At 46.0% G+C, this 13796-nt stretch carries 12 protein-coding genes; 2 read left to right on the top strand and 10 right to left on the bottom strand.

The window, feature by feature from the left end; all coding sequences use genetic code 11:
* Positions 1–36: 36 nt before the first annotated feature.
* On the bottom strand, positions 37–672 hold the full coding sequence (gene motX / locus AC6R05_RS00735) for a flagellar protein MotX (RefSeq protein ID WP_150872908.1): 636 nt from the start codon (positions 670–672) through the stop codon (positions 37–39).
* Between the two features lie 280 nt (positions 673–952).
* Positions 953–2269 (bottom strand): adenylosuccinate synthase, encoded by a 1317-nt coding sequence (locus tag AC6R05_RS00740; protein WP_032549903.1) that lies wholly within the window; start codon positions 2267–2269, stop codon positions 953–955.
* A gap of 172 nt (positions 2270–2441) precedes the next feature.
* Here AC6R05_RS00740 and AC6R05_RS00745 point away from each other — a divergent pair, with 172 nt between their 5' ends.
* Entirely contained in the window at positions 2442–2630 is a 189-nt protein-coding gene (locus AC6R05_RS00745; RefSeq protein ID WP_500646260.1) for a DUF2065 domain-containing protein, read from the top strand.
* 170 nt (positions 2631–2800) lie between these two features.
* On the opposite strand, the gene hflC is transcribed toward AC6R05_RS00745, so the two are convergent.
* The 8 genes from hflC to tsaE form a co-directional block, all read right to left on the bottom strand.
* A complete protein-coding gene (hflC, locus tag AC6R05_RS00750) occupies positions 2801–3781 on the bottom strand; it encodes a protease modulator HflC (RefSeq protein ID WP_032551492.1) in 981 nt (326 codons plus the stop codon).
* Positions 3782–3783: 2 nt separating this feature from the next.
* On the bottom strand, positions 3784–4974 hold the full coding sequence (gene hflK / locus AC6R05_RS00755; RefSeq protein WP_285409151.1) for an FtsH protease activity modulator HflK: 1191 nt from the start codon (positions 4972–4974) through the stop codon (positions 3784–3786).
* A gap of 27 nt (positions 4975–5001) precedes the next feature.
* Positions 5002–6309 (bottom strand): ribosome rescue GTPase HflX, encoded by a 1308-nt coding sequence (gene hflX, locus AC6R05_RS00760; protein ID WP_500646261.1) that lies wholly within the window; start codon positions 6307–6309, stop codon positions 5002–5004.
* A gap of 44 nt (positions 6310–6353) precedes the next feature.
* Positions 6354–6614, bottom strand: coding sequence for an RNA chaperone Hfq (gene hfq / locus AC6R05_RS00765; protein ID WP_032551489.1), 261 nt, complete (start codon positions 6612–6614; stop codon positions 6354–6356).
* 193 nt (positions 6615–6807) lie between these two features.
* Positions 6808–7740 carry a tRNA (adenosine(37)-N6)-dimethylallyltransferase MiaA gene (miaA, locus tag AC6R05_RS00770; RefSeq protein ID WP_500646262.1) on the bottom strand — a complete coding sequence of 311 codons (933 nt, stop codon included), beginning with the start codon at positions 7738–7740 and terminating at the stop codon, positions 6808–6810.
* 145 nt (positions 7741–7885) lie between these two features.
* The gene (gene mutL / locus AC6R05_RS00775) at positions 7886–9994 is read right to left on the bottom strand and encodes a DNA mismatch repair endonuclease MutL (protein WP_500646263.1); all 2109 of its coding nucleotides are present in this window, start codon (positions 9992–9994) and stop codon (positions 7886–7888) included.
* Between the two features lie 33 nt (positions 9995–10027).
* The gene (locus AC6R05_RS00780) at positions 10028–11758 is read right to left on the bottom strand and encodes an N-acetylmuramoyl-L-alanine amidase (RefSeq protein ID WP_500646264.1); all 1731 of its coding nucleotides are present in this window, start codon (positions 11756–11758) and stop codon (positions 10028–10030) included.
* Positions 11752–12216, bottom strand: coding sequence for a tRNA (adenosine(37)-N6)-threonylcarbamoyltransferase complex ATPase subunit type 1 TsaE (tsaE, locus tag AC6R05_RS00785; protein ID WP_150872913.1), 465 nt, complete (start codon positions 12214–12216; stop codon positions 11752–11754). The genes AC6R05_RS00780 and tsaE overlap by 7 nt, the downstream gene beginning before the upstream one ends.
* A 233-nt stretch (positions 12217–12449) precedes the next feature.
* Here tsaE and queG point away from each other — a divergent pair, with 233 nt between their 5' ends.
* Complete coding sequence (gene queG / locus AC6R05_RS00790; RefSeq protein ID WP_500646265.1) at positions 12450–13613, top strand: tRNA epoxyqueuosine(34) reductase QueG; 1164 nt, start codon at positions 12450–12452, stop codon at positions 13611–13613.
* Positions 13614–13796: the final 183 nt, after the last annotated feature.

Genomic DNA, 13796 nt, shown 5'->3' on the forward strand with positions numbered 1-13796 from the left:
TGAGTGCAGAGATCATTACAGGATTAGGATTCGGTATTACCAGAAAACGTCGCGTCGTTTGGCTCGAGCAATAATGTTGTCTGGCATTCTTTGCTCCAACCCACTCCTCAATACGGAGATTCGTTTGTGTTGACGCTGATCGGCAGTGACGGAGTTATACAGCCAGCGGTACGCGTCTTCATAATCTAACGGGCTACCATAATCACGCAGTAATAGCTCAGCTAAGTGAATACGCGCATTAAGGTTACCCATAGATGCTGCTTCACGAAGATAAGGGATCGCTCGCTCTTTATCTTGCTGAACCAAGGTGCCACGTGAATAGTAACGGCCAAGCTGCTCTAAAGCGGCCGGCAGACCTTGATGAGCGGCGTTTTCCATGTAGTACAGACCAAGTTCAACGTCTTGCTCTACACAGACACCCCAAGCCAGCATATCGCCGTATAAAAACTCATAAGAAGGCAAACTGATACGCGTCGCACGCGCAACAATATCTTCAACCAGTTGGCACTTATCAGCTTTCACACGCTCAAGGTGTTGATTCTTTTCTATCAGATTGATCAGTTCAGCTTCTGTGTATATGGGTACCGGCTCACCGACATCAGCCAAATTAGCATGACTCAAGGAGGAGCTCAGCGCCATTATCAATGAAGCTGCCACAGTTCGTAGCTTCATACCTGCACTCTATTATCTTGTTTTAAAAACGTATTGAACCTTTGGAAAGCCCAAACTCAATTACATTTCACTCACTATGATATCTGTATCGGCAACGACGCCTATCGCTTTAGACAAAACTTGCCGCCAATGGGCAATATTTTGCCAGATAGCGTACAAAAGATCATCACACTCAAAAGTAGTACTAGCGAAACTCCAAATTGTAGGCACAAAAAAGCCAGCTTATTTCAGCTGGCTTTCTAAGAACTTTCTATTATCTATACACTTACGTGTATCAGCATTATGCGCTGTAAGGGTGAACCTTGATAATAGTTTCGTTACGGTCTGGACCTGTAGAGATAATGTCTACTGGTACGCCTGTTAGTTCTTCGATACGTTTGATGTAATCAAGAGCAGCTTGTGGAAGCGCGTCGATTGTCTTCGCACCAAATGTTGTCTCAGACCAACCTGGCATTGTTTCGTAGATTGGCGTTGCTTCTTCGAAAGATTCAGCAGCCATTGGAGAAACTTCTAGGATAGAACCGTCAGCCATCTTGTAGCCAGTACAGATCTTGATCTCTTCTAGACCGTCAAGAACGTCTAGTTTAGTCAGACACATACCAGTTAGAGAGTTGATTTGGATAGCGCGGCGCATTGCTACTGCATCAAACCAACCTGTACGACGTAGACGACCTGTTGTTGCACCAAACTCGTGGCCAACATCACCTAGGTGTTTACCTACTGGGTCTTGCTTGTCTAGACCATCGTAAAGCTCAGTTGGGAATGGACCTGAACCTACACGAGTACAGTAAGCCTTAGTAATACCAAGGATGTAACCGATGTGACGAGGACCAAAACCAGAACCTGCAGCAACACCACCAGCAGTCGTGTTAGAAGAAGTTACGTATGGGTAAGTACCGTGGTCGATATCTAGTAGAGTACCTTGAGCGCCTTCGAACATGATCTTGTCGCCGCGCTTACGTGCTGCGTCTAGTTCGTCAGTTACGTCCATAACCATTGAAGTTAGTAGATCCGCGTAACCCATGCACTGCTCAAGTACTTCTTCGTAGCTTACTGTTTCAGCTTTGTAGAAGTGCTCTAGCTGGAAGTTATGGAATTCCATTACTTCTTTTAGCTTCTCAGCGAACATTTCTTTATCGAAAAGGTCACCAACGCGTAGACCGCGACGAGCAACTTTATCTTCGTAAGCTGGACCGATACCACGACCCGTTGTACCGATAGCTTTCGCGCCACGAGCGATTTCACGCGCGTTGTCGATAGCGATGTGGTACGGAAGAATTAGAGGACAAGCTTCAGAAACGAAAAGACGCTCGCGCACTGGGATACCGCGCTCTTCAAGAGGCTTCATTTCTTTAAGAAGTGCTTCAGGCGAAAGTACAACACCGTTACCGATAACACATTTAACGTTATCGCGCAGGATGCCTGATGGAATTAAGTGAAGAACGGTTTTTTCACCGTCAATTACAAGTGTGTGACCTGCATTGTGACCGCCTTGGTAGCGAACCACGTATTTTGCATCTTCAGTTAAAAGGTCAACAATTTTACCTTTACCTTCGTCACCCCATTGGGTGCCTAGAACGACTACGTTATTTCCCATCTTTCCAGTATCTGTTGCTAGTTAAAAATGGATTCTAGCACCGAATCACAATTCTTGCAGTCATTTTTTGTTCACAATAGTGAGAATTGGTCACAAGCGGCACACATAAGGCGGTATCAAAATACGTAAGGATACTGATATCATTCCTTTTTTATCTCATAAGGCACCTATCATGTCTCACTCTATTTGGCTGGCTATCGGCCTAGTTTTGGTCGTTGAAGGCTTAGGGCCACTTATTGCTCCAAGAGGCTGGCGCAACATGATGGCTCAGCTTAGTGAACAACCAGATACTCAGCTTCGACGTATTGGTGGTTGCTTGGTAGTAGCCGGTGCGGTGATTGCGTTTATGACGTATCGGTAATTCGAGATTCGAGATTCGAGATTCGAGATTCGAGATTCGAGATTCGAGATTCGAGATTCGAGAAGGATTGAAAGACATCTAGCTTGTCGATAAAAACTAAAAAGGCTCCCGTCGTGGGAGCCTTTTGCTTTATGTCTTAGCAGTACAAAGATTCAATTTAGCCTGTGAGCTTATTGAGGCTGTACACCTTTTGCGTTGTTCATGTATTGGAAGAAGTCTGTCTTCGGATCCAGTACTAGAATGTCGCTCTTATCGCTAAATGATGATTCATAAGCTTGCAGTGAACGCATGAAGCCAAAGAACTCAGGATCTTTGTTGTAAGCGTCAGAGTAAATCTTCGCTGCTTCTGCGTCTGCGTCACCTCGAGTAACACGAGCAGTACGGTCAGCTTCCGCTAGTACTGTTGCTACTTCTAGTTCAGCTTGTGCACGAATTACTTCTGCACGCTCACGGCCTTGAGAACGGTGCTTACGAGCAACCGATTCACGTTCTGCACGCATACGCTTGTAGATTGAGTCACTGATGTTGTCTGGAAGGTTAATCTTCTTCATACGGAAGTCGACAATTTCCACACCTAAATCTTTCAGTGCACTTTCACGTGTATCCGCAAGAACGTTTTCCATGATCTTGTCACGCTCACCATCTACCTCTAGCGCTTCAGCAGCAGCAACAGTTGTTACTTCTTCGCTATCAGCAGAATCTGGCAGAACATCGTTGTTACGAGGACCAGAAACAATCTGCTTGATCTCACGAGAACCGATTTCCGAACGAAGTACATCTGTCACTTTACGCTCTAGAAGTGCTTGCGCTGTTAGTGCGTTACCGCCACCCGTTGCTAGGTAGTATTGACCGAAGTCTTGAATACGCCATTTCACGTACGAATCGATGATTACGTCTTTTTTCTCAGACGTTACGAAACGGTCAGAACGGCCATCCATTGTTTGAATACGTGCGTCTAGTGTTTTCACACGGTCAAACAGAGGCAGTTTGAAGTGCAGACCAGGTTCGTGGATTCGAGAGATGTCGTTGTTATCTTTCAATACACGACCGAAACGAATCACGATACCGCGCTCGCCTTCTGGAATCACGAACACAGACATCAACATCAGTGCTAGCGCAACAACCAATACAGGGATCATTAACTTACGCATTATTAGTATCTCCCTTGACGTGAGCTATCTGAACGAGACTGAGAGCTCGATGGCGTTTCAGTTTGAGTTTCTAGTTCAATCTGATCGTAAGTTGATGGTGCTTTAGTAGAGCGAGTGCCCGACTTAGAACCACCTTGAGCGCCTAACTTATCAATCGGTAGGTAAAGTAGATTACCGCTCGATTCAGAGTCAATCAGCACTTTAGATGTGCTTGAGTACACTTTTTCCATTGTATCTAGGTACAGACGGTTACGTGTTACTTCTGGAGCTGCTTGGTATTCAGGAAGTAGCTTTTCAAATTGAGCTACTTGACCAAGTGCACCATTGATAGTGCGCTCTGAGTAACCCACAGCTTCTTTCTTCAAACGCTCTGCACGACCTGTTGCTTTAGGAAGAATGTCATTTCGGTAAGCTTCTGCTTCACGCTCGAAACGCTCTTCATCCTCACGAGCCGCGATTGCATCATCAAATGCATCTTTAACTTGCTCAGGTGGACGAGCCGACTGGAAGTTCACGTCTACGATTAGGATACCCATGTCGTAGCTGTCGATAATGCGGTTCAATGTTTCTTGAGTGCTTTGACGAATCTGTTGACGACCGCTGGTTAGGATACTATCCATTAGCGAGTCACCAATTACTGCACGAAGCGCAGAATCTGTTGCTTGGCGTAAGCTGTCATCAGCATTCGTAACACGATACAAGTACTTGTATGGGTCTGAAACACGGTATTGAACACCCATTTCAACCGTTACTACGTTCTCGTCTTTAGTCAGCATGGTGCCAGAGGCACGCAGTGAACGGATCGCTTGAACGTTAACCAGCTGTTCATCGCTGATTTGGTCGATGAAACGTGGGTGCCAGTTTAGGCCCGGCTCTTCAATACGGTCGAACTGACCCAGTCGAAGTACCACAGCTCTCTCTGCTTCACCTACGGTGTAGAAACCCGCAAAGAACCAGATAGCGATAGCAATAACTGCGATGACACCAAAGCCAATCGCACCACCGCCACCAACAGATGAACCGTTGCCACCTTTTTTACCAAACTTGCCACCCAACTTTTGACTCAGTTTGTTAAACACTTCGTCTAAGTCTGGCGGTCCTTGATCTCGGCCACCGCGATTATTCTTATTACCCCAAGGGTCATTATCGCGGCCGTTATCGCCGTTGTTATTTCCAGGCTCATTCCACGCCATTAGAAAGCTCCATCATTTGATATGACGTTATACTGTAGCAGTCTCTGTGGTAACGATAAAGTCACCTAAGAGTGCCCCTTCTCTTTTTTCTAGTTTAGACCAATCCACTTGTTGCATTCGGATATCTATCAACAGGTTACCATTTTCATCATATTCTTCTTGTTGAATAGATTTCAACTGAAAAAACAGACTACGAATACGACCCTGATGTTGAGGTGGAATGCACAGTCGATATTGAACCATTTGGCTTGCTAGACGTTCTGTCAGCGCCTCAAACAGTAATTCAATGCCTTCCCCTTCCATTGCCGAGACCCAAACAGCGCGTGGTGCGCCCTCTTCGTCTCGTTCAATGCGAGGTTTTTGGTCTTCCATGCAGTCAATCTTGTTCATGACTACAAGGGTTGGCACCTCATGAGCATCGATTTCTTCTAATACATCATGAACTGCCCGAATATTCTCACGAAAGCGGTCATCACTGGCATCAACAACATGTAACAAAATGTCAGCTTCCTGCGTCTCTTGTAACGTTGCTTTAAATGCCGCGACTAAATCGTGCGGTAGGTGACGAATAAATCCTACAGTATCTGCAAGGATTGCCGGACCTACATCAGTCAGATCGATTTTGCGTAGTGTTGGGTCTAGCGTTGCAAACAGTTGGTCTGCCGCGTAAACACCAGCACGGGTGATCTGGTTAAACAGTGTTGATTTCCCTGCGTTGGTATAACCAACAAGAGAAATGGTTGGGATTTCAGCTCGATTACGAGCACGGCGGCCCTGTTCACGCTGCTTAGCTACCTTAGCTAAACGACGCAATATCGCTTTTATACGGTCACGCAACAGACGTCGATCTGTTTCTAGTTGAGTTTCACCTGGACCACGAAGACCGATACCACCTTTTTGTCTCTCAAGGTGAGTCCAACCGCGAATCAGTCGAGTAGAGATATGACGAAGCTGAGCAAGCTCAACTTGTAGCTTACCTTCATGAGTTCGCGCACGCTGTGCAAAGATATCTAAGATAAGACCGGTGCGGTCAATCACACGACACTTACACAAGTGCTCTAGGTTACGCTCTTGGGCAGGAGAGAGGGCGTGATTAAAAATCACAATTTCAGCCCCAGTTAGCTGAACGGCTTGAGCGATTTCTTGGGCTTTACCCTCTCCGACGTAGTATTTAGGGTGCGGGGACTGACGACTACCAGTAATAACTTGTAGTGTTTCTACCCCCGCAGAGGAGACCAGCATTTCACATTCGCTTAAGTCTTCCCATTCACCCTCTTGCGTGAAGTTGATATGAACAAGTACGGCTCGCTCACCGGATTCATAACGGTCAAACAAGCAACCAACTCCTTATTACAGCTTTAGCTGTATTGATTGAACTATTAATCTTCAGATTTCTCTGAACGATCAGCTGGTGCACGCTCACCGCTGTGGTGGCTAACTGCACGAGCAGGAACCACTGTAGAGATAGCATGCTTGTAAACCATTTGGTTTACTGTGTTCTTCAGTAAGATCACAAACTGATCAAAAGATTCGATCTGACCTTGCAGCTTAATGCCGTTTACAAGGTAGATAGACACTGGAATGCGCTCACGACGTAGTGCATTTAGAAATGGGTCTTGCAGCGATTGCCCCTTAGCCATTTTATTTTCCTTATTTTGTATTTTGTTGTAATTATTTAGCTAGTGGTGCACAAAAAGGTGCGGCCTTTGCATCTGAGCTAAACGAATAAAAAAACTCCGTTGTTATTGAAAGGCTGTAAGTTTAAAAAGCCTCAATAACGGATCCTTTCCAGAGTATATTCACGCAAAAGCGATCACATTATACACAGCTATGCTAGTCAGATGCTATTGCATCTGAAAGAGTTTCTAGCGCTTGTTCAATGTTTTCGCTATCTAACCAAGTCAAATCATCCCAACTGCGTAACCAGGTGATTTGGCGCTTGGCCAATTGACGGGTTGCACAGACTCCACGGAATACCGCTTCGTCAAGGTCACAATTCCCATCTAAATAGTCCCACATCTGACGATAACCTACGCAACGAATCGATGGTAGATCAGGGTGAAGATCGTCTCGGGCGTACAACGCCTTCATTTCATCTTCAAAACCTGCCTCTATCATTTTCTCGTAACGCAGCTCGATACGACGATGCAGTTCAGCCCTTTCCTTGGGAGCTATAGCAAATTGCTTCACACGAAATGGCAGGCTATCGCCCTTCGTTTGAGTTAGCTCTGTTAATGTTTTACCCGAAATTCGAAAAACTTCCAATGCTCTTGACAGTCTTTGTGGATCATTTGGGTGAATTCTTTCCGCAGATACTGGATCAATCTCTCTTAATTGATCGTGCAGCACTTGCCATCCCTGCTCGTTTGCCTCTGCTTCGATTTGTTTGCGAATCTCTTGGTCTGCCGCCGGTAAAGGGGATAGACCTTCTAGCAATGCCTTGTAGTAAAGCATAGTACCACCAACCAATAATGGTATTTTTCCAGCCGCAACAATGTCGTTCATCTCTTTAAGCGCGTCACGACGAAAATCTGCCGCAGAGTAAGATTCACTTGGATCCAAAATATCGATCAAGCGGTGAGGAGCAAGGGCTAACTCTTCTGCGTCTGGTTTCGCAGTACCAATATCCATATCTTTGTAGATCAACGCCGAATCCACGCTGATGATTTCCACCGGGAATTTCTGACGTAAACGAATGGCTAGATCTGTTTTACCTGATGCGGTTGGGCCCATTAAAAACAGTGCTAAAGGTAATTTTTGAGTCATGATGTTCTGTATTTGCTTCTCTGTTCACGCTCTGTCAAAGCCAAAGGCTGTGTCTCGCGATAAGTTGAACCGTTAAATAACTTAAGCTGTGAATCTCGAATACCGTGAATAATCAGTATTCTAACCAACGTAAGTGATAATTAGATTAAGCGGAAAATGCCGCTATTGTCGCTGAAAAATCAACGGGGTTAACAAACTCAGGGTCATCTAATGGAAGTAGACCATGCCAGAGCTGCTCAAGTTCCCCAACTAATTGCACCGCCTCAGATAAAGTGTAGTCGCTTTTTACTTGAGCGGTTTGAATCCCAATCCAATTGACCAGTTGAGCCAACAAATCTTGATTGGCTTGGCCGTTGCCAGTCTGGATATTGAGCGAAGCCGCGTACGATAACAGATCTGGGATTAAAGTTTGTAAGTTTTGCTGTCTGAGCGGAGATGGCACACCCATCACCATGATCGCCTCACTGTTACGAGCCTTCAACTCAATCCCTAGCAGGGCAAGCTCTGGTGTCAGTGACTTCATAGCCTCAACCATTTCAGCGCCCACTTTCATCGACAACGGGACCAATAGCGGTTGGCTTTTTAAAGCCCCTTGTTGTGTATTGAGCTGACCAATCACACGCAGGAATTCAGCTTTGGCTAGCGAGAGCAACAGGCAACCATTCTTACTGCCCATCGTCAGATACTGTTGGTTCACCACGGTAATGGCTTTGCCCAATTCAGCGATGATTGGACGCTCACTTGGTAACGAAGTCGTAGGCGTTGTCGGTTCTGATTGTTGTGTCTTTTCGCTTGGTGCTACTTTCACTTTCGCCGAATCAAACTCTGGCGTTTGCATCAGCTCTTTATACGCTTTCACTTCTCGCTTAGACGGTGCAGGCTCAGCATGATATTGATTGGATGGTTTGTTTGGCTTTGGCGCCGGGCGAGATTCGGTCCACTCTTGGCGAGGTGAGCCCGTGAAGCTCTGCCTAGCACTACCTTGCTGACTTTTCTCTTGGCCTCGAGAATAGTTCGACGCGCGATCTTGAATCGACTCTTGAGCCTGCTCTGACTCCGCCTTTCTTGGATAAGCTGGCGTCTGTTCAATCGCCTGTCGTGCTCTTTCAACCGCCTGTGTTTGACCACTTGATGTTGTAGCTGGCTGAGAAGAGACAAACGTATCTATTCCCTGCGGCTCTTCCGTCACAACATCCTGCTCTTGCAGCGAAGTTTGATGGAAAGCGGATTGGTTCACAGGCGCGGCATCGATGTGCTTCGTTTGAGCCAACCCATCACTCAGTGCTTGATAGATAAAATCATGCACCAAACGTGCTTGATGAAAACGCACCTCATGTTTAGCCGGGTGCACATTCACATCCACCTGATGCGGGTCGAGTTCTATAAACAGCACGTAGGTTGCAAATTGATCGGGACGAAGACTGGTCTCATAGCTTTGACGAATCGCGTGATTGATCAGCTTGTCGCGCATCATACGACCATTCACATAGCAGTATTGCAGATCGCTCTGCTGTCTTGCCCCTTCAGGGGTTGTGATCCAACCATGCAGCCTGAGACCTTGATGTTCCAACTCAATCTTGAGCATATGGCGCACAAACGCATTGCCACATACAGCCGCAATACGTTTTTCAGCTTGAATCTCCGTTTTCGCTGCACGGTACTGGCGCACCATCTTACCGTTGTGACGCAAGTTAATCGTCACATCGAAACGACTCAAGGCAATACGCTTTAGCAGCTCATCAATATGAGTAAATTCGGTTTTTTCAGTACGCAGAAACTTACGTCTTGCCGGCGTATTGAAGAATAGGTCCAAGACTTCGACGGAGGTGCCGATTGGGTGTGCCGCTGGCTGTAATTTTACCGCCATGTCACGCCCTTCACTATACGCAGCCCACGCTTGGTCTTGCGTCGCAGGTCGTGAAGTCATGGTTAAACGCGCTACCGAGCTAATACTTGCCAGCGCTTCACCACGAAAGCCAAGGCTCACGATCGCTTCAAGGTCATCTAAGGTGTGAATCTTTGATGTCGCATGCCGGCTTAGCGCCAGCCCTAACTCATCTTTGACGATGCCTTTACCATTATCACGAACGCGAATCAGCTTAGCGCCGCCCTTCTCGATATCAATGTCGATTCGGGTTGCACCAGAGTCCAAGCTATTCTCCACCAACTCTTTAACAACCGAAGCTGGCCTTTCGACCACTTCTCCGGCTGCAATTTGGTTAGCAAGACGCGCTGGTAATATCTTAATCGTCATAATGGTTCTCTACTCGCTCTGGCTCTCTACTCACTATTTGTGAGGAATCACTAATACTTGCCCAACGGCTAAGCCGTCAGAACGCAGTTTGTTTGCCTTACGAATGCTGTCTACTGTCACCCCATATTTAGAGGCGATCTTACCAAGGTAGTCTCCACGCACGACTGTGTGCTTACGTAGAGGAAGCGCCTTAATACTGATAGTGATCTTAAGCTTCTGGCCTACTTTCACGATATCTGAGCGCAGGTTATTCTCACGCTTAATCGCAGAAACACTCACGCCGTACTTGTTGGCAATGCTACCTAAGAACTCACCACGCTTGACCACGTGAGTAATAGTCCGTCTTTCAACATCGTTGCCGACGCTTTGTGCCGCGCCAGGTACTTTTAACTTCTGACCAATAACCAAACCTGTCGATTTCAGGTTATTCATCGTCATCAAGTTTTTCGTAGTTGTACCGTACTTCTTCGCAATCACTGACAGCGATTCACCACGAGAAACTTTATGAGTAATGGTAGAGGCGACTGGAGCGGGTTTAGGTCTTACTGTGTTAGATAATACCATTCCCTCTGGCGGGTTCGCTTTTAGGTACTTCACCACTGCGGTCGTAATCGCCGTAGCCAATTTATCTTGGTGCGAGCGCTGGAACAGAAGTTTCTCTTCCGTCGGGTTAGAGATAAAGCCAGTCTCAACCAACACCGAAGGAATTTGTGGTGAACGTAATACCGCTAGACTGGTGTTGATTGGCTTACGGTTATGCAGCTTAGCCACTTTACCCATCTCTGACAGGATCTCTGTCGCCAGTTTGTAGCCCTCTTTTTGAGAATGGCTAAACTGTAGGTCGAGTAAGGTTTGGTTAACGTTCTTATCGTCAATATTGCTAGTAAAGACATTACCGCCTCCGCCCAACAACTCCGACTGCCTCTCAGTATTCTCAATCCAACGAGAAATCTCGGTATTGGCGCGACGCGTGTTCAATACAAACACCGAGCCACCACGAGGCTGAGGTGTGGTAAAGGCATCCGCGTGAATAGAGATCAACAGGTGCGCTTCGTTTTCACGAGCAATAGCCACTCGGCGATTCAAATTAACGAAGTAATCGCCATTTCGTGTCATCCGAGTTTTAACGCCCGGTACCGCATCTAGCTTGGCTGCTACTTTGCGCGAAATACTTAAAACCGTGTTCTTTTCATACTTACCAGACGGTCCGATAGAACCCGGGTCTTCACCACCGTGTCCAGGATCAATCACGATCAAAATGTCTTTATTGCGCTGAACTTGATCAATGCTCTTACTCACCGTTGAACTGCTCGAAGAGCTTGAGCTAGATGATGATTTTTTCGTTTCACCATGTGGAAGATCGATCACCAAACGGTGACCATATTGCCCACCCGGCGTCGGGCTCAATTTGAAGATTTCAGCTTTTGTAGATTTCTTCAGCTCAAACACTAAACGGTAGGTTGTTTTCTCTGGAGGAGAGCTTTTACGGATCTTCTTTAATACCGGACTATCTGTAACGGTGACCGGCAATTTGGTCGCGAGATTGGTACGTTTAAGATCAACCACCAAACGGTTGGGGCTGGTCAAAGTAAAATAACTAAAATCCGCTTCGGACTTTAGATCAATAACAACTCGGGTTTCTTCAGGGGAAGGCCACACACGTAACCCTTTTAAAGAGTTGGCAGCAGCAAGGGAAGAAAACAGCAATGAGAAAGCAGCGGCCATCATGGCCACTGTGGAAAGAAGGCGTTTAGAAATCAACATAACTCCAACTGACTAAGTAAGCGTTGTCCATATTCACTGTTAGCGGTTAAAGAGACGACCCTGTGATCATCTTGGTAACGGATATCGATATCAAGATCAGCTTCTGGCAATAGACCTTCACCCTTTTCTGGCCACTCAACGAGGCAGATAGCGTCAGGAGTAAAGTAGTCACGAATCCCCATGAACTCTAGCTCTTCAGGATCGGCAAGACGGTATAGATCGAAATGATATACCTGCCAATCTGCCAATTGATATGGTTCAACCAGAGTATACGTTGGGCTTTTTACATTTCCTTGATGACCAAGCGCTTTTACAAAGCCACGACTAAATGTCGTTTTACCTGCGCCAAGATCGCCATGCAAATAGATAGTGGTTTGCTGTGAGCATAGATTTGAAAGCTCCGTCCCCAGTTGAATCGTTGCTTGCTCATCTTTCAAAGTAAATTGTTTTGTGCTCATGAATACGTTCTCTAAAAATCGATCGTTGACTATATAAAAATCAAAAGAACAAGAATAGTAAACCGTGAAGGTTTTGAGAGACAAGCATTCAAGTGTAAGTAATATGAAAAATAGCGATGAATTTGCCTCTGTTCTGGTCAACACTACTAAGATCCGTTAAGATCCGCCCCCATTTTCGCTCATGCCACGATATACACTGATTACCAGGCTATGAATAAAGTTGCGACCAAGCTATGAACCTAGACCACCTTGCTGAACAAATTAAAACTTGGGGACAAGAGCTCGGCTTCCAAAAAGTAGGCATTTGTGATGTCGACTTAAGTGACCATGAAGCAGCTTTACAAGCTTGGCTAGATGCTGGTTACCACGGTGATATGGATTGGATGGCACGCCATGGCATGATGCGCGCAAGGCCTGATGAATTGCACCCGGGTACAGTACGAGTGATCAGCGCTCGCATGAACTATCTACCACCTGAAGCTCAATTCGCGACCAACCTTGCAGACAATACCCAAGGCTATATCAGTCGTTACGCTCTGGGCCGTGACTACCACAAACTGTTTCGTAATCAGTTAAAGAAGCTCGGTCAGAGAATCGAAAAAGAGATTGAAGGTTTGGACTATCGTCCATTCGTCGATTCTGCACCTATTTTAGAACGACCTTTAGCTCAAAAGGCTGGTCTAGGTTGGACGGGTAAACACTCGCTCATTCTCGATAAGGAAGCAGGCTCATGGTTTTTCTTGGGCGAGTTGCTAGTCAATATTCCACTACCTGTGGATGAACCGAATACAGAAGAGTGTGGCAAATGCACTGCTTGTATGACTTCTTGCCCTACTGGTGCCATCGTGGAAGAAGGTATTGTGGATGCTCGTCGCTGCATCTCTTACCTAACTATCGAATTCGATGGCGTTATTCCACTCGAGTTTCGTGAAGCGATTGGTAACCGAATCTATGGTTGTGATGACTGCCAACTGGTTTGCCCTTGGAATCGACATGCAGATGTTAGTAGGCAAAGCGACTTTCATCGCCGTGAAGCATTCCAAGATATCGATCTAGTAACACTGGCAAGCTGGGATGAGGCGACCTTTCTGAAAAAGATGGAAGGTTCTGCAATTCGACGCATTGGACATACGCAATGGCTACGTAATTTATTCGTTGCGATGGGTAATGCGCCCTTCCAACAACGCATCATTGATATTTTAGAATCTCATTTAGGTAATGATGAGATGCTCGACGAACATATCCAATGGGCGTTAGAAAAGCAGAATCAACAATTGCCTAATGCAGTACAAACTACCCTTTCAACAATCTCCCCTCAAGAGTCTGTGAATAAGATTGAGAGCAAGAAAAAACGACTCATTCGAATTGTAGAGAAAGGCCTTCCAAGAGACGCTTAGTGTATTCACCATGAATATCAGTCGCTAAGCTCGATACACCAAGGTTAGCGGCAAAATGACGGTAAGCTGTTTCATAGAATTAAAGCACAATGTTTGACCTTGTTCTCAAATTTTATAATGTGGAAAAGAAATTAATTTCCCTCAAACTTTCCACATAACAGCAAAGTTAAACACAGTTCGGAT

The organism is Vibrio sp. R11-SG3-ISO9 (assembly GCF_059834255.1).